Source organism: Streptomyces sp. 135, from assembly GCF_020026305.1.
Lineage (GTDB): Bacteria > Actinomycetota > Actinomycetes > Streptomycetales > Streptomycetaceae > Streptomyces.
This window is the reverse complement of sequence record NZ_CP075691.1, coordinates 2,454,926-2,476,340: the sequence shown is the minus strand read 5'-3', so window position 1 is coordinate 2,476,340 and position 21,415 is coordinate 2,454,926. Positions and strand designations below refer to the sequence as shown.

At 73.1% G+C, this 21,415-nt stretch carries 19 protein-coding genes and 1 pseudogene; 8 read left to right on the top strand and 12 right to left on the bottom strand.

The window, feature by feature from the left end:
* Position 1: 1 nt before the first annotated feature.
* Both KKZ08_RS11180 and KKZ08_RS11175 read right to left on the bottom strand, forming a co-directional pair.
* Entirely contained in the window at positions 2–373 is a 372-nt protein-coding gene (locus KKZ08_RS11180; RefSeq protein WP_223774315.1) for a MazG-like family protein, read from the bottom strand.
* A 23-nt stretch (positions 374–396) separates the two neighbouring features.
* Positions 397–939 carry a DoxX family membrane protein gene (locus KKZ08_RS11175; protein ID WP_223774314.1) on the bottom strand — a complete coding sequence of 181 codons (543 nt, stop codon included), beginning with the start codon at positions 937–939 and terminating at the stop codon, positions 397–399.
* A 147-nt stretch (positions 940–1,086) separates the two neighbouring features.
* Here KKZ08_RS11175 and KKZ08_RS11170 point away from each other — a divergent pair, with 147 nt between their 5' ends.
* Entirely contained in the window at positions 1,087–1,413 is a 327-nt protein-coding gene (locus KKZ08_RS11170; RefSeq protein ID WP_223774313.1) for a nuclear transport factor 2 family protein, read from the top strand.
* On the opposite strand, the gene KKZ08_RS11165 is transcribed toward KKZ08_RS11170, so the two are convergent.
* The 3 genes from KKZ08_RS11165 to KKZ08_RS11155 all read right to left on the bottom strand — a co-directional run bounded on the left by KKZ08_RS11165 (position 1,404) and on the right by KKZ08_RS11155 (position 3,812).
* The gene (locus KKZ08_RS11165) at positions 1,404–2,324 is read right to left on the bottom strand and encodes a PhzF family phenazine biosynthesis isomerase (RefSeq protein ID WP_223774312.1); all 921 of its coding nucleotides are present in this window, start codon (positions 2,322–2,324) and stop codon (positions 1,404–1,406) included. The two genes, KKZ08_RS11170 and KKZ08_RS11165, sit on opposite strands and share 10 nt — an antisense overlap.
* A gap of 93 nt (positions 2,325–2,417) precedes the next feature.
* On the bottom strand, positions 2,418–2,888 hold the full coding sequence (locus KKZ08_RS11160; protein ID WP_223774311.1) for a lamin tail domain-containing protein: 471 nt from the start codon (positions 2,886–2,888) through the stop codon (positions 2,418–2,420).
* Between the two features lie 150 nt (positions 2,889–3,038).
* A complete protein-coding gene (locus KKZ08_RS11155) occupies positions 3,039–3,812 on the bottom strand; it encodes an SDR family oxidoreductase (RefSeq protein ID WP_223779002.1) in 774 nt (257 codons plus the stop codon).
* A 418-nt stretch (positions 3,813–4,230) separates the two neighbouring features.
* Here KKZ08_RS11155 and KKZ08_RS11150 point away from each other — a divergent pair, with 418 nt between their 5' ends.
* Entirely contained in the window at positions 4,231–5,865 is a 1,635-nt protein-coding gene (locus KKZ08_RS11150) for an alkaline phosphatase D family protein (protein WP_223774310.1), read from the top strand.
* Here KKZ08_RS11150 and KKZ08_RS11145 read toward each other — a convergent pair.
* Complete coding sequence (locus tag KKZ08_RS11145) at positions 5,748–7,985, bottom strand: glycosyltransferase family 4 protein (protein WP_223774309.1); 2,238 nt, start codon at positions 7,983–7,985, stop codon at positions 5,748–5,750. The two genes, KKZ08_RS11150 and KKZ08_RS11145, sit on opposite strands and share 118 nt — an antisense overlap.
* Before the next feature lie 133 nt (positions 7,986–8,118).
* The gene (locus KKZ08_RS11140; protein ID WP_223774308.1) at positions 8,119–9,462 is read right to left on the bottom strand and encodes a ricin-type beta-trefoil lectin domain protein; all 1,344 of its coding nucleotides are present in this window, start codon (positions 9,460–9,462) and stop codon (positions 8,119–8,121) included.
* 220 nt (positions 9,463–9,682) lie between these two features.
* Here KKZ08_RS11140 and KKZ08_RS11135 point away from each other — a divergent pair, with 220 nt between their 5' ends.
* From KKZ08_RS11135 to KKZ08_RS11125, 3 genes are all read left to right on the top strand, one after another.
* Positions 9,683–10,969: a Bcr/CflA family multidrug efflux MFS transporter gene (locus KKZ08_RS11135; protein WP_223774307.1), complete on the top strand. Its 1,287-nt coding sequence runs from the start codon at positions 9,683–9,685 to the stop codon at positions 10,967–10,969.
* A complete protein-coding gene (locus tag KKZ08_RS11130; protein WP_223774306.1) occupies positions 10,924–12,096 on the top strand; it encodes a serine hydrolase domain-containing protein in 1,173 nt (390 codons plus the stop codon). The genes KKZ08_RS11135 and KKZ08_RS11130 overlap by 46 nt, the downstream gene beginning before the upstream one ends.
* A gap of 277 nt (positions 12,097–12,373) precedes the next feature.
* Positions 12,374–13,366, top strand: coding sequence for a small ribosomal subunit Rsm22 family protein (locus KKZ08_RS11125; RefSeq protein WP_223779001.1), 993 nt, complete (start codon positions 12,374–12,376; stop codon positions 13,364–13,366).
* Position 13,367: 1 nt separating this feature from the next.
* On the opposite strand, the gene KKZ08_RS11120 is transcribed toward KKZ08_RS11125, so the two are convergent.
* Entirely contained in the window at positions 13,368–13,868 is a 501-nt protein-coding gene (locus KKZ08_RS11120) for a hypothetical protein (RefSeq protein WP_223774305.1), read from the bottom strand.
* A gap of 202 nt (positions 13,869–14,070) precedes the next feature.
* Here KKZ08_RS11120 and KKZ08_RS11115 point away from each other — a divergent pair, with 202 nt between their 5' ends.
* The gene (locus KKZ08_RS11115) at positions 14,071–16,080 is read left to right on the top strand and encodes a glycoside hydrolase (RefSeq protein WP_223774304.1); all 2,010 of its coding nucleotides are present in this window, start codon (positions 14,071–14,073) and stop codon (positions 16,078–16,080) included.
* Here the strand turns inward: KKZ08_RS11115 and ddaH are convergent.
* Positions 16,077–16,910: a dimethylargininase gene (ddaH, locus tag KKZ08_RS11110; RefSeq protein WP_346657870.1), complete on the bottom strand. Its 834-nt coding sequence runs from the start codon at positions 16,908–16,910 to the stop codon at positions 16,077–16,079. The two genes, KKZ08_RS11115 and ddaH, sit on opposite strands and share 4 nt — an antisense overlap.
* Before the next feature lie 227 nt (positions 16,911–17,137).
* Here ddaH and KKZ08_RS11105 point away from each other — a divergent pair, with 227 nt between their 5' ends.
* A complete protein-coding gene (locus tag KKZ08_RS11105) occupies positions 17,138–17,770 on the top strand; it encodes a TetR/AcrR family transcriptional regulator (RefSeq protein ID WP_223774303.1) in 633 nt (210 codons plus the stop codon).
* Positions 17,771–17,781: 11 nt separating this feature from the next.
* On the opposite strand, the gene KKZ08_RS11100 is transcribed toward KKZ08_RS11105, so the two are convergent.
* Positions 17,782–18,714 carry a glycerophosphodiester phosphodiesterase gene (locus KKZ08_RS11100; RefSeq protein WP_223774302.1) on the bottom strand — a complete coding sequence of 311 codons (933 nt, stop codon included), beginning with the start codon at positions 18,712–18,714 and terminating at the stop codon, positions 17,782–17,784.
* 167 nt (positions 18,715–18,881) lie between these two features.
* On the opposite strand from KKZ08_RS11100, the gene KKZ08_RS11095 reads away from it, so the two are divergent.
* The gene (locus KKZ08_RS11095; RefSeq protein ID WP_223774301.1) at positions 18,882–19,607 is read left to right on the top strand and encodes a bifunctional DNA primase/polymerase; all 726 of its coding nucleotides are present in this window, start codon (positions 18,882–18,884) and stop codon (positions 19,605–19,607) included.
* A 30-nt stretch (positions 19,608–19,637) separates the two neighbouring features.
* On the opposite strand, the pseudogene KKZ08_RS11090 reads toward KKZ08_RS11095, so the two are convergent.
* Together KKZ08_RS11090 and efeU are read right to left on the bottom strand one after the other, a co-directional pair.
* A pseudogene (locus KKZ08_RS11090) lies at positions 19,638–20,523 on the bottom strand (hypothetical protein).
* A 37-nt stretch (positions 20,524–20,560) separates the two neighbouring features.
* A complete protein-coding gene (efeU, locus tag KKZ08_RS11085) occupies positions 20,561–21,415 on the bottom strand; it encodes an iron uptake transporter permease EfeU (protein ID WP_223774300.1) in 855 nt (284 codons plus the stop codon).

The window sequence follows — 21,415 nt, the reverse complement described above, 5'->3', positions numbered from 1 at the left end:
CTCAACTACCGCCCCGCACGTGGTTTTCCGAGCGCTCGCTCACCCGCCGCAGGTGCGCGGTGAGGACGGCCCGGGTGTCGGGGGTCAGGGTGCGCAGCGCCACCATGGCCGTCACGACGACATCGCACAGCTCGGCCCGGACGTCGTCCCAGGTGTGGGTGGTGCCCTTGCGCGGATTCTGGCCGGTGGCGCCGATGACCGCCTGCGCGACCTCGCCGACCTCCTCCGAGAGCTTCAGCATGCGCAGCAGCAGGGCCTCCTGGGGCGCGCGGTCGTTGTGGGCGTCGAGCCAGCCGTGCAGCCGGTCGATGGTGTCCCACAGGTCCGGGGAGTCCGTCGGGTCCGGCAGGTGCTCGCGGGAGTGGTCGTCCATGCCCCGCAGCCTGCCACGGCGGGCTACGCCTCGGGCGGGACACCCTCGCTCTGCTCGCGGACCTCCTTCTTCCTGGCGGCCAGCGTCGCCAGCACCCCGACGGCCGTCCCGGCGAGCGCCGCCGGCACCATCCAGGCGCGGTTGAGGCAGTGGCCGAGCGCGTGGTCGACGGAGTAGCGGCCGGGGCCCGTGACGGCGAGGGCCGCGCAGACCATGCCGAGGAACGCCGGGTACTCGTAGCCGCCGCCCTGGCTGAAGAAGCCCTGCGGCGCGTGCACGGCGGCGGCGCCCGCCATCGCGCCTGCCGCCGCGGAGCCCGCCGCCGGGGTCGCGAGGCCGAGGGCGAGCAGCGTGCCGCCGCCCGCCTCGGCGAGCCCCGCGGTCAGGGCGTTGCGCTTGCCGGGTGCGTAGCCGATGGACTCCATGAAGGCGCCCGTGCCCTCCAGGCCGCCGCCGCCGAACCAGCCGAACAGCTTCTGGGCACCGTGGGCGGCGAGCACTCCTCCGGTCCCCGCGCGCAGCAACAGCAGGCCGAGGTCGCGTCGGTCCAGGCACGAACAGGTCATCGGGGCTCCCGGGGTCGTCGGTGGCGGAAACAGTCCTTCTCCACCGTCCGACGGACCGGCGCCGGGCACCCGGTCCGCGCGGCCGTACGGGTGAGAGCCGCTGCCCGCCCGGTGGCGCCGGGTGCGGCCCGGTGTGACGGTGAGCCCATGAGCATTCAGGTAAACCGGCTCGGCGACCCCGTGGTCCGTGCCTTCGTCGCCGCGGTGAACTCCCACGACAAGGAAGCCTTCGAGGCGCTGCTCGCGCCCGGCGCGACCATGTCCGACGACGGCGCCGAGCGGGAGATCGACGACTGGACCGACCGGGAGGTCTTCTCCTCCCACGGCCACATGGACGTCGAGTCGGAGTCGGACGCCGGCCGCACGCTGCTCGTCACCTACCGCAACGACGCATGGGGCGAGATGCGCACGAAGTGGCGCTTCGACATCGACGACGCGGGCAGGATCGCCCGCTTCGAGACGGGTCAGGCCTGAGCGGGCGGGATCTGCACCGCCGCCCCGCTCACCCGCACCCGCCGGTCGCCCTCCCGCAGCGTCACCGTCAGCACGCCGGGCCGGCCCATGTCCTCGCCCTGGTGCAGGGTGAGGACCGAATCGGGCGGGACGAGGGCGAGTTCACGGGCGTACGCCCCGAAGGCCGCGGCGGCCGCGCCCGTCGCCGGGTCCTCCACGACCCCGCCCACCGGGAACGGATCGCGGGCGTGGAAGACGTACCGCGACGCGCGCCACACCAGTTGGACGGTCGTCAGGTCGAGGCGTCGCATCAGCGCCTCCAGCCGGGCGAAGTCGTAGTCGAGGCGGGCGAGCCGTGCGCGCGTCGCGGCCGCGATGACCAGATGGCGGGCGCCCGCGAAGGCGATCCGGGGCGGCAGGTCGGCGGCCGGCTCGTCGGCGGCCCAGCCGAGCGCGGCGAGCGCCTCGGCCACGTCGTCCGGCGCGGCCTCCTCGACGTGCGGGGTGACGCTGGTGAGCGTGGCCCGCACGGTGCCCGCCGCGCGTGAGACCGCCACCGGCACCGTGCCCGCCCGGGTCGCGAAGACGTACGCGGCCTCCTCGCCGTCACCGGTCACGGCGCCGTCCCGCTCGGCGAGCGCCACCGCGGCCGCGACGGTGGCGTGCCCGCAGAAGGGGACCTCGGCCTTGGGGCTGAAGTACCGCGCGGTGTAGTGCTGCCCAGAGGTGTCGCCGTCGCCGCCGTCGCGGGCGGCGGTGAGGAACGCCGTCTCGCTGTACCCGACGTCGGCCGCGATCGTGAGCATCGCCGCGTCGTCGAGCCCGGCCGCGTCGAGGACGACCCCCGCCGGATTGCCTCCGGAGGGGTCGGTCGTGAACGCGGCGTAGCGCAGCACGGCGGGGGAGGGGGCGGCGGGAATCTTCGTCGTCATGTCGCGGGGCAACCGCTCCGCGGCCCGGGTCATTCCCGCGGGCCCCCCGGCCCGCCGCGGACCGGCCGCCCCGCTCTTCCCCCTCGGCGGTGGTCAGTGGCAGTTCTTGGTCCCGCGGTCGCTCCGCGTCCAGGAGCAGGAGTCCTGGAGCGAGCCGCTCGGCTTGACCAGGCGGGCCTTGTCGGAGGTGTTGTTCCAGACGTAGCTGCCGCGGCCCCAGTAGCGCACGCCGGAGGCGTTGGTGCCCTTGCCGGTGCGGACCTTGACGGTCTTGCCGGCGCCGATCTTGTAGCTGCCGAAGGTGTAGGTGTAGCCGGTGTCGTCCTTCAGCTTGTAGCCCTTGAGCTGGATCGCGGAGCGGCTGCTGTTGTGGATGTTCACCCACTCCGCGTTCAGCGAGGAGTTGGAGCGGGTGTCGCGGCCCGGGCTGTCGTACTGGATGTAGCCGAGGTGCAGCCCGCCCTGGTGGCGCGCGGTCGCCGCGGAGGCGGGCGAGGCGGCGAGCAGGGACACCGAGAGGGCGGTGGCGGCGAGGACTGCGGGGGCCATGGTGCGTATGCGCAAGGGAGTGCTCCAAGTGTGAAGTTCTCGTGGAGAGGAGCTGAGCATACGGTGCCCGTCGGTCGCCCTTGAGGCGGTACGTCTGATTCCACTTGTGGAGATCTCCCGTACCCGGCCGCGCGCCGCCCTCGCCGGTGCGGAATCGCCGGGGCGTCAACCCCGCCCGACGTACGGCATGTTGGTCGCGAGGACCGTCGCGAACTGGACGTTCGCCTCCAGCGGCAGCTCCGCCATGTGCCGCACGGTGCGCGCCACGTCCGCCACGTCCATCACCGGCTCGCTCGCCAGTTCGCCGTTGGCCTGGAGGATCCCGGACCGCATGCGCGCGGTCATGTCGGTCGCGGCGTTGCCGATGTCGATCTGCCCGACGGCGATGCGGTACGGGCGCCCGTCCAGGGAGAGGGACTTCGTCAGGCCGGTCAGCGCGTGCTTCGTCGCCGTGTACGCCACCGAGTGCGGGCGCGGGGCGTGAGCCGAGATCGACCCGTTGTTGATGATCCGTCCGCCCCGCGGCTCCTGCTCCTTCATCTGCCGGAAGGCCGCCTGCGCGCACAGGAACGCGCCGTTGAGGTTGGTGTCGACGACGTGGCGCCAGGCGTCGTAGGGCAGCTCCTCGACCGGGACGCCGCCGGGACCGAACGTACCGGCGTTGTTGAAGAGCAGGTCCAGGCGCCCGAAGCGCTCGCGTACGGCGGCGAAGAGCGCCGCCACGTCGTCCGGCCGCGCCACGTCGGTCCGTACGCACAAGGTGGCGCCGCCTCGCGCGGAGGCGAGGGAGGCCGTCTCCTCCAGGGCTTCCACGCGGCGGCCCGCGAGCGCCACCGACCAGCCGGAGGCGAGCAGTTCGAGGGCCACGGCACGGCCGATCCCGGAGCCGGCGCCGGTCACCACGGCGATCCGCGGATCCTCCGGCGCGGCGGGCTCCACGAGCTCCTCCACGGCGGTCTCCACGACGCTCTCCGCCTCGGCGACCACGGCGGCCGTCGCGACGCCCTCCACGGTGGCCCCCACGGCGCTGTCGGCGGCGGGCTCCACGGTGCTGTCTGTGGTGGTCTGCGCGGCGCTGTCCGCCGTGTGCCCCGCGGTGCTGTCCGCCCCGGCGACCACGGCGGCCGTCGCGACGCCCTTCACGGTGGTCTCCGCGGCATGGTCACCAGCCGTCCCCGCGGCGGGTTCCGGCGCGTCCGGCAGGTCAGTTCGCTCAGCGTTCATGGGCCCGCAGCGTACGGGAGGGCCGTCCACGCGGACATCATCCGCCCGCCATACGGCTGTTGTGTACGTGACAGGCGAAGGACGTCCCCCGCCACTTACATGCCCCTGACAGCAATCGTCAGGGGAGGGCCACATGACACTCGCAGCCCAGCAGCACTCACCCGAACTCCGGGCCGCCGCCCGCCACGTGGGGCGCCGCCGCTTCCTCACCGTCACGGGCGCCGCCGCCGCGCTCGCCTTCACCACCGACCTGCCCACCGAGGGCGTCGCGGCCGCCGCCGAGCTGGACGGCCGCCGCATCAAGGACGACCCCTTCACCCTCGGCGTCGCCTCCGGAGACCCGCTGCCCTCCTCCGTCCTGCTCTGGACGCGGCTCGCCCCCGCCCCCTACCAGCCGGGCGGCGGCCTGCCCAAGGAGCGCGTCACCGTCCACTGGGAACTCGCCCACGACGCCCGCTTCCGGCGCGTCGCCAGACGCGGCACGACCACCGCGCACCCCGAGTTCAACCACACCGTGCACGTGGAGGTCGACCACCTGGAGGCGGGCCGCACCTACTACTTCCGCTTCAAGGCCGGCAGCTGGGTGAGCGAGACCGGCCGCACCCGCACCGCCCCCGCCCCGGGCAGCCGCCCCGCCGCCCTCACCCTCGCCGCCGTCTCCTGCCAGGCCTACCACGACGGCTACTTCACCGCGTACAAGCACCTGGCGCAGGACGACGTCGACGTCGTCTTCCACCTCGGCGACTACCTCTACGAGTACGCGGTCAACGCCACCGGCGGCGCCCGCAACTACACCGACCGCACGCTGCCCGCCCACTACAACAAGGAGACGCAGACCCTGGAGGACTACCGCCTGCGGTACGCCCTCTACAAATCCGACCCCGACCTGCGTGCCGCCCACGCCGCGCACCCCTTCGTCGTCACCTGGGACGACCACGAGACCGAGAACAACTACGCCGACGACATCGACGAGAACGGCAACCCCCCGGCCGAGTTCCTGCTGCGCCGCGCCGCCGCCTACCGCGCGTACTGGGAGAACCTGCCGCTGCGCCGCCCGCAGCTGCCGAAGGGCCCCGACGCGCAGCTCTACCGGCGCCTGATCTGGGGCCGCCTCGCCCAGTTCGACATCCTCGACACCAGGCAGTACCGCTCCGACCAGGCCTACGGCGACAAGGCCCACGCCCCGGGCCCCGAGACGGACGACCCGAAGCGCACCATCACCGGCGCCACCCAGGAGCGCTGGCTCATCGACGGCTGGCGCCGCTCGCGCGCCCTGTGGAACGTCGTCCCGCAGCAGGTCACCTTCTCCCAGCGCAAGCTCGACCTGACCGCGCAGGCGAAGCTCTCCATGGACGCCTGGGACGGCTACCGCGCCTCCCGCAAGCGGGTCCTCGCGGGCGCGAAGTCGGCGGGCCTGGAGAACCTCATGGTCCTCACCGGCGACGTGCACGTCGGCTACGCCTTCGACATCAAGGCCGACTTCGACGACCCCGCCTCCAGGACCCTCGGCACGGAGATCGTCGCCACGTCCATCGCCAGCGGCAAGGACGGCGCCGACAAGCCGGCCAACTGGGAGACCTACACCAAGGCCAACCCGCACCTGAAGTTCTACAACGGACGGCGCGGCTACGTCACGGTCGGCCTCGGCCGTCAGTCCGCGCGCGCGGACTTCAAGACGGTCTCGTCGGTCACCACCCCGGGAGCGCCCATCAGGACGGCGGCGTCCTTCGTGACGGAGGCGGGCGACCCAGGGCTGCGGCCCGCGTAGGCACCGGTATCCGCCGGCCCCGTCCTGACCACCAGGGACAGGTCGTTGGCGGCGGTGAAGCGCGGGCGCACCGAGGCGGCGGCGCCGTCCCGGGGGCCGGGCACCTCGGCGGCCGGATACACGTCGGTGCGCCTGCGGTCGACGACGTCACCGATGACGCGCGCCACGCGGACCGGCTCGGCCCCGGGGGACAGCCGCAGCGCCAGGTCCAAGGTCGCCGCTTCGCCGCCGCAGGCCTCCAGCGCACGGGAGTACGCCAGACGGAAGCGGAAGCGGTCCGCGCCGAGCGTCGCCACCTCGGTCTCGAAGGCGGCGGACGGGTCGTGGCGCGGGACGGCGAGGAGACGGGGACGCCGCCCCGGCACGAACCGCGCGCTGTGCAGCGTGCCTTCGACCGTGCACGACGCCGCGTCGGTGGTCAGGGCGCTCGCCTCCGCGTGCGCGGGGCGGTGCCAGGTCCGTACGGAGAGGTTGTCCTTGACGGTCGCGTACGGAATCCACCAGCTGAACGGCGCTCCCGGCGGCGGCTCCAGGCTGAGCAGGCTCTGCTGTTCGACCGCCGATGAGGCGACACGGCGCCGCGCCCCGTCGTCCGAGCGGACGACATGGAGATCCCAGCGGCCTTCCGCGAGCGGCAGGGCCCGGCGCTCCAGCACGGCCGTCCACGGCGCCTCGTCGCTCTCGGGCCGCCGCAGCGGCATCTCGACCAGATGGCAGCCCCGGCCGTCCGACCCCCGCAACGTCGCCGTCAGCGTGAACGCGCCGCCGGGCAGCCCGGCCCGGTCCAGCCGTACGACGAGATCGCCCGCCGCGTCGACCGCGCAGGTGGACGTCGGACGCAGTGGGCCGGGGCCCGCCGAGCGCCACCGCCGGGCCCGGTGGACGGTCCGGCGCAGGGCCTGCCGGGCGGCGGCGCGGGCACGCCCGGCACCGGCCACCACACGGCGGTCGAGCGGGACCGGGGCGGGCGGGGCGGTGGCGCGCAGACCTTCGAACAGTTCCTCGTAGCGCCGGGCGATGTTCTCCGGCGCGTACCGCTCGGCGCTGCGCCGGGCGGCGCTGCCCATGGCCCGCCGCAGCCCGTCGTCCTCGATGAGCCTCAGCAGGCCCCCGGCCACGGCGTCGCGGTCGCCCGAGCGGACGAGCAGACCGTCCTCGCCGTCCCGGATGATCTCGGCGGGCCCGTGCGGGCAGTCGGTGGCCACCACGGGGGTGCCGCACCCCATGGCCTCCACGATGGTCATGCCGAACGACTCCTCGCGTGAGGTGACGGCGGCGATCGCCCCCTTGGCCCACTCCGTGGCGAGGGACGGGTTGGCGCCCATCAGGAAGACGTGGTCGCTCAGGCCGAGTTCGTCGATGCGGGCGCGCAGCGCGCCGTGCTTGGGGCCGCGGCCGTAGATCCGCAGCTTCCACCGCGGGTGCGCGGCGGCCACCGCGGCGAAGGCCTCCACGAGGAGGTGGTACCGCTTCACCGGGATGAGGCGCCCGCCCGCGATGACGAGCGGTGCCTCGCCGCCCGGCGCGGTGGTGAGCAGGGGCGGCGGCGAGGCGTTGGGGACGGCCACGATCGGGGTGCCCGTGGCCGCGAGGCGCCTGCGGTGCGTGACGGCGTCCGCCTCCGTGATGGTGGTGTGCGCGTCCAGCGCGGCGATGGCGGTGTCCTGGGCGGCGCGGATCCCGGGCTCGTGCGTGCCGTAGACCCGGTGCTCCTGACCGACCCGCAGGTAGTGGCGGCGGCCGAACGCGGCCAGGTAGATCACCAGGCCGGGCCTGGTGGCCACCACCACGTCGGCGTCGGTACGGCCGAGGAACCGCGCCACCCGCCGGTCGGTGAGGCCGTCGAAGCCGGCCCCGCGCGCCTCGAACGGGGGGACCAGCGCGCTCGGGGTGCCGAGCAGCGCGCTGCCGAGGTCGTTGCGGGGCGCGTTCGGGCGTCTGTCGATCAGCGGCCGCAGCCGGACCTCTCCGCTGAGCGGCAGACAGGGCCTGTCGTGCGTGCGCCAGACGCTGACGATCTCGACGTCATGGCGCTCGGCGAGGGCACCGGCACAGTTGAAGGTGGCGCGGACGGTGCCACCGATCCCGTAGGCGTTCTGCAGCAGAAAGGAGATTTTCATCGAGCCTTGCCCAGGTCGGCAATCGGGTGAGGCCGGACACGTTTCCACGCCCCGGGCCCTCTTCCGGTGAGCACACGCCTCGGAACACGAGGGGCACTCCGTACGGTGAACGGGCCGTCGCCGCGTTGACCCGTCACCGGAACCGGGTGAACCAGCGCTGCCCCGGATCTTCCGCGGCGCACGCGGCCAGCCGCAGACCCGGGCGCGGCCGCAGCAGGTCGTCCTGGGTCAGACACCCCTCGCCGGTGCGCAACTGCCCGCGCGGCGTGATCGTCCACCGGGCCGGGGCGCGGGCGCAGGAGGCGAGCACGACGCCCCGGCCCGCGACGTGTACGCAGCGAGGGCCGACGTCACCGCTCCACGTTCTCTCCGCCCGCAGAACGCCGTCCGTGAGACGCCAGCGCTGGCGGACCGTGCCGTTGCACGGGGCGGAGCGGACCGTGCCCCGGTCCCGCGTCAGACAGAGATCGGACGTGGTGAAGCCGGTGGCCGTGGAGCCGATCCAGGAGACGACGGTGCCGGGACGGGGATCGGGCACCGGGCGCGCGTAGCTCCGCTCCAGCCAGCGCTCGTACTGGGGCGCCACCTTCCTGGTGGGCGCGCAGTAATGCCCCGGGCAGCTGTTCCCCCGCCGCTCGTCATGGATGTAGTAGTGCGCGAACACGGCGGCCTTGCGGGCGGCTCGGGCGGCGTCGAGATTGGGCGGGCGCACGGCGGTCCCGTACCCCTCGTATCCCCTCAGGCGCGGCGGCCGCCCCTGCGGACGCGCTCTGAGGGCCGCCAGGCGGAGATACCGGCCGGTGACCGCGTGGTCGTTGTGGTCGGCCCACCTCTCGCCGGACGACCTCAGCGCGGTGTTGGCGAAGTCCAGCGTGCGGACGGTGCCCGGCCGGAAGAGCTCGATGAGAGCGGCCAGCGTGGCGATCAGCGCCGCTTCCGTGTACCGGGCGGAGCCGTCCACGGCGCGGAGCGAGCGGACCCTGGACTGGAAGAGGGCCAGCAGGCTCCGGCGCCGCGACGCCTCTTCGCGCCAGCCGCCGTCGGGCAGCCGCAGGAACAGCAGCCGGATGTCGGGCCGCAGCGGGCCGTTGTCCAGGCGCACACCGTGCACGGTCCGCCCGCCGGCCCGCACCGGGGAAACCTGCCAGGGGGTCGGCTCCCCGGGGCGCATCGGCCGCCCGGCGAGAGCGCTGTACGCCTGCTGCACGCCCCTCTCCCGGCGGCCGACATACCCGCCCGCCCACTCCAGATGGGCGTCCCCCGCCGTCACGTACACGACGCGCAGGCAGCTGCCCCGGTCGAAGTCCTCGGCGACCGCCGGATTGATGAACAGCAGGTCGTCGTCCTGGTGCGCCACCCCGACCAGCGTCGTGTCACGGCACTGGGCGCCACCGGCCGACGGGGCCGGCGCGGGCAGGGTGAAGGCCAGGGCGGCGAGGCCGATGAGCACAGTCGACGCCAGCCTGTGTATGCGCATGGCGTGTCACCCCCGCTTCTTCTGCTTCTCCGGCTTCTTCCGCGAAGCCGGGGGCCGATGGAATGGCCCGGTGCTGAAGCCAAACGAGTGTGACTTCAGGTCGTCACACAAACTCCCGGGGCGACGCCCGCGAAGCCGCCCCCGGGGCGCGAACCGGTCCCGACCACGCACCCGGAGCTGCGACCATGGACGGCGGATCCAATCGACCGGGAGGGGCGCGATGCCTGAGCGCGGGCAGACCACGGAACACCAGATACCGAAGGCGGCGGAGCCCAAGGGCACCGCCGCCCTCCGCCGCACCGGGGCCCTGGTCACCCTCGTACTCGGCGGCCTCACCGCCGTCCCCCCGCTCTCCATGGACATGTACCTCCCGGCCCTGCCGGAGGTCACCGACGCCCTGCACGCCCCGGCCGCCACCGTCCAGCTGACCCTGACCGCCTGCCTGATGGGCATGGCACTCGGACAGCTCGTCGTCGGCCCGATGAGCGACAAGTGGGGGCGCCGCCGCCCGCTCCTCATCGGTCTGCTCGTCTACATCCTCGCCACCGCCATCTGCGCCTTCGCGCCCACCGCGGAGCTCCTCATCGGCTTCCGCCTCCTCCAGGGCCTCGCAGGGGCGGCCGGTATCGTCATCGCCCGCGCGATCGTCCGCGACCTGTACGACGGCGTGGAGATGGCCCGCTTCTTCTCCACCCTGATGCTGATCTCCGGCGTCGCCCCCGTCGTCGCGCCCCTCATCGGCGGCCAGGTCCTGCGCTTCACCGACTGGCGCGGCATCTTCGTCGTCCTCACGGGCGTCGGCATCGCGCTGACCCTCCTGGTGTGGCGGCGCCTGCCCGAGACCCTCGCCCCCGAGAAGCGGCACAGCGGCGGCACGGTGGAGGCGCTGCGCACGATGAGGTCGCTGCTGACCGACCGCGTCTTCACCGGCTACATGATCGCGGGCGGCTTCGCGTTCGCCGCGCTCTTCGCGTACATCTCCGCCTCGCCCTTCGTGATCCAGGAGATCTACGGCGCCTCCCCGCAGACCTTCAGCCTCCTCTTCGGCGTCAACTCCGTCGGACTGATCGCCGTCGGCCAGATCAACGGCAAGGTCCTCGTCGGCCGCGTGAGCCTCAACAAGGCGCTCGCGTTCGGCCTGACGACCATCACCGTCGCCGCGACCGCGCTGCTGCTCATGACGGCCGGCGTCTTCGGCGAAGTCGGCCTGCTCCCCGTCGCCGCCGGGCTGTTCGTCCTGATGTCGGCGATGGGCCTGGCCATGCCCAACACCCAGTCCCTGGCCCTCACCCGCACGCCCCACGCGGCCGGTTCCGCTTCCGCGCTCCTCGGCACCACCTCCTTCCTCATCGGCGCGATCGCCTCGCCGCTCGTGGGCATCGCGGGCGAGGACACGGCCGTCCCGATGGCCGTCGTCCAGCTGGTCTGCGCGCTGGCGGCCATCGCGTGCTTCGTGGGACTGTGCCGCCCCTGGCAGCACGGGCCCACGGAGGAGGCGGACCACTGAGCGCACCACGGCTCCTGCGCACCGGCACCCCGGACCGCGCGGGCCTCGACCCGGACGAGATCGGCCGCCTCGTCGCCGAGGTGCGCGAGCTGCCGCGCGGGGAGCGGCCCTGGTGCGCGGGCGCCGTGGTGATCGTGGGCCGCGGCCCCGTGATCGCGGCCGAGGCCGCCGCGGGCCGGGCGGTGCGCTACGCCTCGTACGACCCGACGACCGACGCGGGCGTCGAGCTGCCGCACGAGTGGCAGGTGCCGATGCGCACCGACACGCCCTTCGACCTGGCCTCGCTCACCAAGCTCTTCACCACCGTCGCCGCCGTGCAGCAGCTGGAGCGCGGCACGCTCGGCATCGACGCGCTGGTCGGGGCGTACGTCCCCGAGTTCCGGGCCGCCGCCGAGCACGGCATCACGGTGCGACAACTGCTCACGCACACCTCGGGTCTGCGCCCCGAACTCCCTCTGTACGACTGTCCGGACGACGCCTCGCGCCTCGCGGCCCTGTGTGCCGAGGCGCCGGTCACCGAGCCCGGCGAGTACGTCTACTCCGACCTGAACATGCTGCTGCTCCAGCACGTCCTGGAGCGCCTCACCCACCGCCCCCTGGACGCCCTCGTACGCGAGGGCATCACCCGGCCGCTCGGCATGACGGCGACCGGCTTCGGGCCCCGCCCGGACGCCGCCGCGACCGAGGACCAGCGCAAGCCGTGGGCGAAGGCCGACCGGGGGATGCTGCGGGGTGTCGTCCACGACGAGAACGCGTGGGCGCTCGGTGGCGTGGCCGGGCACGCGGGCCTCTTCTCCACGGCCCGCGACCTGGCGGTGTTCTGCCGCACCCTGCTGTGCGGCGGCTCCTACGGCAGGGCCCGCATCCTCGGCCCCGACTTCGTGGAGCTGCTGTTCACCGGCTCCGGCCTGGGCTTCGCCATCGACCAGCCGTGGTTCATGGGGGAACTGGCGGGCCGCGGCGCGGCCGGCCACACGGGCTTCACGGGAACGTCCCTGGTCATCGACGCGGCGACCGACACGTTCCTGATCCTCCTGGCCAACACGGTGCACCCGCGGCGCAGGCCCCCGGACAGCGGCCCCCGCGCGGCCGCGGCCACGAGGCTTGCGCGCGCGGCGGCCCCGTAAGGGCCCCGTCAGGGGCGCGGGGAACGGCGCGCTCAGCCGAGGAAAAGCCGCAGACGCGTGTGCGGGGTTGCTTAGCAGACGCGTCTGCGGCGCTTCGGGGGTTGCTCGCGCAGTTCCCCGCGCCCCTGACGGGGCCCGAGCACCGCTCCCCTAGGGGCGCGGGGAACTGCGCGAACGGCCATACTCGGCCCGCAGACGCCAGAAGGCAGCGGCGGCAGACGCGATGGCGCCGAAAGGACGGGACCCGCCGCCCCCGTAGACTCGCTGGGTGAACGACCTGAACGACTCCCCGGCCGAAACCCTGAGCGGCGCCCTCGCGAGGGCGCTGGACGGGGTGCCGCCCACGCAGGCCGCGCAGGCCGTCGAGCGGCTGATCGGCAGCTATCGGGGACGCACCCCGACCGACGCGCCGATCCTGCGGGACCGCGCGGACGTCGCCGCGTACGCCGCCTACCGCATGCCCGCCACCTTCGAGGCCGTGCGGTCCGCCCTCGCCGCCCTCGCGGACGCGGCGCCCGAGGGATGGGCGCCGGGCAGCCAGGTGGACGTCGGCGGCGGGACCGGCGCGGCGATCTGGGCCGCCGCGGCCACCTGGGACGGCGTACGCCCCGTCACGGTCCTCGACTGGGCCGAGCCTGCGCTCGCCCTCGGCCGTGAACTCGCCGAAGCCGCACCGCAGTTGAGTTCCGTACAGTGGCGGCGGGAACGCATCGGGGCGTCCCTCGCCATCGACGACACCGACCTCGTCACCGTGTCGTATGTCCTGAAGGAGTTGACGGAGGCCGACCGGCGCTCCGTCGTCGACGCGGCGGCCGCCGCGGCCACGCAGGCCGTCGTCATCGTCGAGCCGGGCACCCCCGACGGCTACGCGCGCATCATCGAGGCGCGTGACCGGCTGATCGCGGCGGGATACCGCGTCGCCGCACCCTGCCCGCACAGCGCGGCGTGCCCCATCGAGCCCGGCACGGACTGGTGCCACTTCTCGGCGCGCGTCAGCAGGTCGTCCCTGCACCGCCAGGTCAAGGGCGGCTCACTGGCGTACGAGGACGAGAAGTTCAGCTACGTCGCGGCGACCCGCTTCGACCCGGTCCCGCCGGTGGACCGCGTCATCCGCCGGCCGCAGATCCGCAAGGGGCAGGTGCTCCTCGACCTGTGCGGGGCCGAGGAGCGGCTGCGCAGGGAGACCGTGACCAAGCGCCACGGCCCCCTCTACCGCGCGGCACGCGACACGGACTGGGGCGACGCGTGGCCGCCCCGGTCCGAAGGGTGACTCAGGCGCCCCAGGTGCCCTGGTCGACGGCGCAGTTCCAGCCGTTGCCGCGCACGGCGAACTTCACCTTGTAGGTGTTCTTGTTCAGCAGGCGCGTCCGCACCTTGACGCCGAGCTTGGCCTTGCCCGCGAGGCTCTTGTCGTACACCGAGACGGTCTTGGACGTCTTGTGCGTGACCTTGCCGCCCTTGGGCGTCGCCCGGCCGAAGCGGATGTTCTTCACGTTGGTCACGGTGAAGGTGACCTTCTTGAAGCTCTTGCTGCTCTTGTTCTTCAGTCCGAAGTACAGGCCCCCGTTGGTCACCCACCCGTTCCTGTCGATCTGGAAGCGGGACGTGTAGACGATGTCGATCGGGCAGCCCGAGCTGCGCGGAGCGGCGCTCGGCGCGGCCGAGGCGGCCCGTGCGGCCGGCCCCTCCGACGCGGACGCGGCGCCCGCGACGCCGAGCTGACCTGCGGTGAGTGCTCCTGCGGTGGCCAGGACCGCGACGGACGTGCGCATGCGATTCACTGCGCTGATACCTCTTCTTCCCCCGGGGCCCGGGTGGGCCCGCTCTTCGGTTCTCGTGGAGCGACGCGAGAAACCCGTTCGTGGTTCCCGCGCGCCCGCATTGGTACCACGAGGACCCGCGGCACGTGGAGTTGACCCGCTCCTCACCACGTTTCTCACAACCCTCTTAGAAGCGGTGACTATCCACATCCCCATGACTGCCACGACTGGTTCTCCCGGTTCCCCCGGCCACGCCCGCAGGCGGCCGGGCGGCCGCTTCCTCGCCTCCGCCACCGCCCTTGCCCTCGCCGCGGCCGGAGCCACCACCTACGCCTTCACCGCCGACGCCGGGCCCCCGCACGGCCACCGGGTCGAACTCACCGTCGACGGCGGCACGGCGTACGTCGACACCGCCTCCCTCGCCGTACGCGCCCGCACCCGCGACGGCCGCGACGTCACCCTCTCCGAAGCCGCCGGCACCGACCTCGGCAGGCCGGGCCCGGTCACCCGTACCGGCAAGGAGCGGGCCCGCTGGAGCTACCCCGAGCGCGGCATCGACGTCACCGCCCGCACCGACCACGGCCGCCTCTCGCTGCGGCTGAGGGCGCACCGCGACACCACCGTCAGCTGGCCCGTCACCGGCATCGACGCCACCGCCTCCGCCCTCCAACTCCCGCGCGGGGAAGGCCTGGACATCCCCGTGGAGGACGCCTTCTGGACCACCGGCGAGGGTGCGCTCGCGGGCGGCTCCGTGGACGTCGGCGCCGATCTGACCCTGCCGCTGTGGGGCTACTCCCTCGGCGGGCGCACCGGCGTCAGCTACCTCATCCCCACCGCCATCGGCACGACCCTCGGTTTCACCGCCCCCGGCGGCCGGCTGCGCGCCACGGCCGAGCACACCTTCGACGGCGGCGACGGCACCCGCGACTACTCCGTCACCTTGGCCCTGACCGACGGCAACCCGGTCGCGCCCGCCGCCGACTACCGCTCCTACCTCGCCGAGCGCGGCCGGCTGGGCAGCCTCAAGCGGAAGATCGCCGCGAACCCCGCCACCGGCCGCCTCCTCGGCGCCTTCCACGCCTACACCTGGGGCAAGGCCCGCAAGACCACCGGGATCGAGCAGCTCAAAAGGCTCGGCGTCGACCGGATGTGGCTCGGCTACGACGGGAAGCCGTACCCGGACAAGGCGGCGGTGAGCGCCGCGAAGCAGGCCGGGTACCTCATCGGGCCCTACGACTCCTTCGCCAACGGCCAGGACCCGAAGACCGCCGACGCCCCGAACGCCGTCTGGCCCGGCACCGTCTACCCGGACTTCTGCGTACGGGACGCCAAGGGCGGGCCGGTGACCGGCTTCGGCGGACGTGGCTGCTACCTCAGCTCACAGGCCTTCGAACAGGCGGAGAAGAAGCACCACTACCTCGCCGACCGCACCCGCTCCATGGTCGCCAACGGCGCCGACAGCTACTTCCTGGACGTCGACGCCACCGGTGAACTCTTCCGCGACCACGGCAAGGGCCACCGCATGACCAAGGCCGGGGACCGCGCGAACCGCCTCGCGCGGATGCGGCGCATCGCGGACACCGGCCTCGTCCTCGGCTCGGAGACCGCGCAGCCCTGGGCGAACGAGGCCCTGGCCTTCGACCACGGCGGGGCGACGCCGGTCGCCGACGGCATGTGGAAGCTCCAGAAGGACCGCGAGAAGTGGGGCGGTTACTACCCGGAGAGCGCGCCGGGCGTCTTCTTCAAGCCGGTCGACCTCCCCGCCGGACTCGCCAAGGCGATGTACGACCCGCGCTACCGCGTCCCGCTGTACGAGACCGCGCTGCACGGCTCGCTCGTCAACACCGAGCGCTGGGAGCTCTCTTACGAGAAACTGCCCGCGCAGAAGACCACCCGCGCCCTGCTCGCGATGCTCTACAACACGCCCCTCAACTACGCCCTGGACGGCCCCTCGCTGAAGAAGCACGGCGCCGAACTGGCCACCCTTCAGCAGTACTTCTCGCCCCTGCACAAGGCGGCCGGCACCGAACAGCTCACCTCCTTCCGGCAGTTGACCAAGGACCGCGCCGTCCAGCGGACGGTCTTCGGCCGCGGCACGCTGACGGTCACGGCCAACTTCGGCACCACGGCGTACGACGGACTGCCGGGCGGCTGCGTCGACGCCCGCCTCAAGGGCGACGACGAGCCGCGCCGGCTCTGCCCGGCCGAACTCCGGGAGGGTTAGGCACGCAGCTCCTGCGTGCAGCACTTGACGCTGCCGCCGCCCTTGAGCAGCTCGCCCAGGTCCATCCCGATGGGTTCGTAGCCGCGCTCGCGCAGCGGCCCGAAGAGTCCCACCGCGGCCTGCGGGAGCAGCACGTGGAGCCCGTCGGAGACGGCGTTGAGCCCGAGGGCCTCGGCGTCGGCCTCCTCGGCGATCACCGCGTCGGGGAACAGGCGCCGCAGGACCGCCTGGCTGCCGGGCGAGAAGGCGGGCGGGTAGTACATGACCTCGTCCGCCGCGTCGTCCAGGACCGCGAGCGCGGTGTCCAGGTGGTAGTAGCGCGGGTCGATCAGGTCGAGCCCGATCACCGGGCGGCCGAAGAATTCCTGAGCCTCGCCGTGCGAGAGCGGACTGGCCCGGAAGCCGCGGCCGGCCAGGACGTAGGAGGAGGTGACGGCGAAGTCGCCCTCGCCCTCGTTGATGTGGACGGGTTCGTGGATCTCGGCGAAGCCGTGCGCGCGGAACCACTCCAGGTGGGCCGCCGCCTCCTCTTCGCGCTCGCGGTAGGCGAAGCGCGCGCCGAGCACCCGCCCCTCGACGACGGTCGCGCCGTTCGCGGCGAAGACCATGTCCGGCAGCCCGGGGCGGGGGGTGAGCTCCTCGACGGTGTGGCCGAGCGAGCGGTAGCGGTCACGCAGGTCTTCCCACTGGGCGACGGCGAGCGGGACGTCGACGGGCTTCGCGGGGTCCATCCAGGGGTTGATGGAGTACGTGACCTTGAAGTGTGCCGGTGAGCACATCAGATAGCGCCGGGGTGTGGCGCGCCGAGGAGAGCGAGGAAAACGGGACAAAGAAGGCTCCTCACGTACCGCTGGGTCAGGTGCTGCCCGGTGCGGGTCAGCTGCTGTCCATGGTGAGGCAGCAGCCGCGTCCTGTGGGGCGGTTGTTGCCATGATGCGTCTGCCATGGTGCGTCCCGCGATGCTTGCGCGCTGTGCACCGCACGGGTGGTCGCCGTGCGAGACGGCGCGTATCGCGTAGACGGTACGTCTCGGTTCGGCGCTGCTACATTCGACGCCATGGCCCAGAAGACCACCCCTGACTCCACCCGCCGCAGCGAACGCTCGCGCCGCGCCATCTACGACGCCGCCCTCGCCCTCGTCGGCGAGGTCGGCTACGCCAAGCTGACGATCGAGGCCATCGCGGCCCGCGCCGGTGTCGGCAAGCAGACGATCTACCGCTGGTGGTCGTCCAAGGGCGCCGTGCTCCTCGACGCCTTCCTCGACCTCGCCGAGCAGGCCGCCGAGGCGGCGAGCGCGGGCCACGACACGGTCCAGACCGAGATCCCCGACTCGGGGGACCTGGAGGCCGACCTCAAGTTCGTGATGCGGGCCACCGTCGACGAGTTCAACGACCCCAAGTACGACGCCCCCTACCGCGCGCTCGCCGCCGAGGGGCTGCTCAACCCCGAGCTGGGCCGGGAATTCGTGGAGAAACTCCTCGAACCGCAGCTCCAACTCTTCGTCGACCGTGTGCGCCGGGCCCAGGACGCCGGGCAGGTGAGGCCCGACGTCGACCCCCGCATCGCCCTGGAGCTGTGGGCGAGCCCGCTCGCCCAGCGCTGGCTGATGCGCTCGGGCGCCCTGACCCACGACTACGTCGACAAGCTCGTCGAGTACGCGATCCACGGCATCGCTCCGCGCCCCGCCTGACCACGCGCGCCTCAGCGCCTGGACCGCTTGGCCGGCGTACGCGCGAGCCGCTTGGCCGGCGTACGCGCGAGCCGCTTGGCGGGCGTACGGGTGAGCCACGGGGCGGGCGTACGCGTGAGCCGTTTGACCGGGGTGCGGGCGAGGAGCCCGGGAGCGTCCGTGATGACGCCGTTGCAGCCCAGCCGCAGCACCCGGTCACGCTGGCGCGCCGTGGTCACCGTGTGCGCCCACACGCGCGGGATGCCCGAATTCACCGCGCGCAGCAGATCGCGGTCGCGCGCCTTGTGGTCCACGTCCAGGACGTCCACGTACGGCCGCCAGCGCTCGGGCCGGTCGGTGCGCATCTGCGCCTTGGAGCGCCACAGCTGGGTCAGCAGGCCCAGGCGGTGGGCCCGGCGCGCGACGGCGGGGCTGTTGGAGTTCACGAAGACCGAGCGGGTCAGGCCGCGGGCGCGGATCAGCCCGGCCAGCTCCCGCACGCTCTCCGGGTCCTTGGCCTCCAGCATCAGCATGATCCGCCCGCCGAACCGGTCCAGGACCTCCTCGACCGTCGGGGCCCGCTCCGGACGCCACCGGCCGGGCAGCGCGGCGGCGGGCCGCAGCAGGACGCCGTGCCAGCCGGCCCGGTCCATCAGCCGCACCGGGCCCGCCGCGTACGTGGTGCGGTCCAGGGTCTCGTCGTGCATGACCACCAGCGTGCCGTCGCGCAGCATCCGCGTATCGAAGTCGATGACCTGCGCCGTGCCGCGTTCGTACGCGGCCAGCAGCCCCGCCATGCTGTTCTCCGGCACCTCCAGGGCGCCGCCGCGGTGCGCGGTGTAGACGACGCGGGGCAGCGCGTCCACGGTCAGGGGGGAGCGGCCCCACTCGATCGGTGCGAGGAAGCCGCTCGGTGCCGCGACGGCCAGCGCCGTGAGGCCTGTCAGCGCAGTCCTAATGACCATGGCGACACCGTAGGTGGGCAAATCAGTACTTGCCACACAATGGCGTCCAATGTGGCCCGCCGTCGGCATCGCCCCGAGCACCCCGGATGTGGGCTCCGGCCCCCGGAGGCGCAGGATGGTGGGACCATGGGTCATGCTTTCGGCACAACGGCGAGGTGAGGGGCTAGATGGGCGCGGAGTTCGGCAGCCGGTCCGGCGGGCAGGGCAAGATTTCCCAGTGGCTCCGGCGTCGCCCCAAGGACACGGCCGGGGATGACAGGGCCCGCGAGGACCTGCTGCTCGCCGCCGCCGCGGCCGGGCTGCCGCTCGCCCCGGCCGCGTACCCCTCGGGCTACCGATGTTCCTGCGACCGCATCGGCTGCCCCACGCCCGCCCGCCACCCCGTCTCCTTCGCCTGGCAGACGCAGTCCACGACCGACCGCGGACAGATCGAGCGCTGGGCCCGCCACCAGCCGCAGGCCAACTTCATCACCGCGACCGGCATGGTCCACGACGTCCTGGACGTGCCGCTGAACGCCGGGCGCGAGGCGCTGCGGCGCCTCCTCGCGGCCGGTATCGACGTCGGCCCCGTCGCCGAGTCGGGCGATGACCGGATGCTCTTCTACACCGCCACCCGAGGCACCCCCGAGGACGAGGACGAGTGGTGGCCCTGCGAGCTGGACTGCCACCCCGAGACGATGGACGAGCACCCGGGCCTGCGCTGGCACTGCCGCGGCTCGTACGTCCTGGTGCCGCCCGCCAAGCTCCCCGGTGACCTGGACGTGCGCTGGGTGCGCGGCCCCGAGCATCCGCTGCCGGACCCGCTGACGCTCCTGGAGACGCTCACCGACGAATGCGCGCGGGTCGCGGGAGAGCCCCAGCAGGACATCGCCGCCTGGCCGCTGCGGGGCTGACGGACGGCGCCGTCCCGGGGCTGTCCGGGGCTACTCGCCCTTCGCCCCCGTGAGCCCCTGGATGCGGCCGAGGAACGCCACCTTGTCGCCGCCGGACCGCGCCGGGTCCACGACCACCTGGTTGGCGGCGCGGGTCAGCAGCAGGGACTGCCGCACCTCGCCCTTGAGCAGCGCCTTGGCGTCCGCGTCGACCCTCGGGCTCAGGCCCTTGAAAGCGGTCTGCTTCTCGTAGTGGCGCGTGGAGAAGAACACCAGCGCGCCACCGTCCTCGGTGCGCAGCCCCAGCGGCGCGAACGGACCGGCGTTCTGCGGCTCGTCGATGTACTGCACCGCCAGACCGGCCCGCTTGGTGTTCTTGTCGCGGATCGCCTTCCAGCCGCTCGTCCACCGGCTCCGCCCAGCCGTCCTCGTCCTTCCTCAGCTCGGGCATCTTCTTCGGCGACACCAGGTTCAGGTACGTGGCCCGCCACAGCTCGTCCGGGCCCGCCTTGGTGAAGACCCACAGCCAGCGCAGGTCCGAGCGGCGGTTGGCCTTGGTGTCCGCCATGAACCAGCGGGGCCAGCCGGCCTTCTTCGGGATCGAGTACGTCACGTCCGTCAGTTCCAGCGGCACATGCTGCTTGTTGCCGCCCGGGTGCTGCTCGCCCCGCGACTTCAGGCCCGCCTGGTTGATGGCGCCCAGCGGACCCGTGACCCGGGCCGCGTCGAACGCCGGATCCAGCTCCTTGTCGGCCTTGTTGTACGCGGCGAGGAAGTCCTTCAGCGCCTTGGCCGCCTCGGCCTTCGTCGCCGCCGGGACGACCTCGCGCTCGCCGTGCACCGTCACGCAACCGGTCGCCGTCATCGCCAAGGAGGTCACCGCTGCCGCCGCCGCGACCGGACGGCAGTGACCGCGGAGCCTGCGCACCTTACTCATGGGGTCCCTTCACCTACGCCCTTTCCGGGCCCGAACCCTACCGGGGCCGCACAGCCGCCCCGGCCCCGGTAGGGGGCCCGGCCGCCGCCCGCGCCGGGGCGAAGAAGAACACCAGCGTCGGCACCAGATACAGCAGCCAGACCACGACCTGGAGAACCGTCGGATCCGGCTGGAAGTTGAACACGCCCTTCAGGAGCGTGCCGTACCAACTGTCCGGCGGGATCGTCGCGCTGACGTCGAACGCCTTGTCCCGCAGACCGCCGACGAACTCCGCCTCCTGGAGGTCGTGCACGCCGTACGCGAGGACACCCGCCGCCACGACGACCAGCATCGCGCCGGTCCAGGTGAAGAACCTCGCGAGGTCGATGCGGACCGCGCCCCTGTAGAACAGCCAGCCCATCGCCACCGCCGTCAGCAGCCCGAGGACCACGCCGATCAGCGGCCCGTGCGAACCGTCGCCGGAGGCCCGCACCGACGCCCACACGAACAGGGCCGTCTCCAGGCCCTCCCGGCCCACCGCGAGGAACGCCGTCGCCACCAGCGCGGCCGTGCCCATCCGGAGCGCCGCGTCCAGCTTGCCGTGCAGCTCCGCCCTCAAGTGCCGTGCGGTGCGCCGCATCCAGAAGACCATCCACGTCACCAGGCCCACGGCGATGATCGACAGCGAACCGCCGAGCGCCTCCTGCGCCTTGAACGTCAGCTCCTGCGAACCGAAGGTGAGCGCGCAGCCGAAGCCGAGCGCCAGCGCCACCGCGACGCCGATGCCGGCCCAGACCGGCACCAGCGCGTCCCGCCGCCCCGTCTTCACCAGATACGCGATGAGGATGCAGACGACCAGGCTGGCCTCGAGCCCCTCACGCAGACCTATCAGATAGTTGCCGAAGCTGAACAT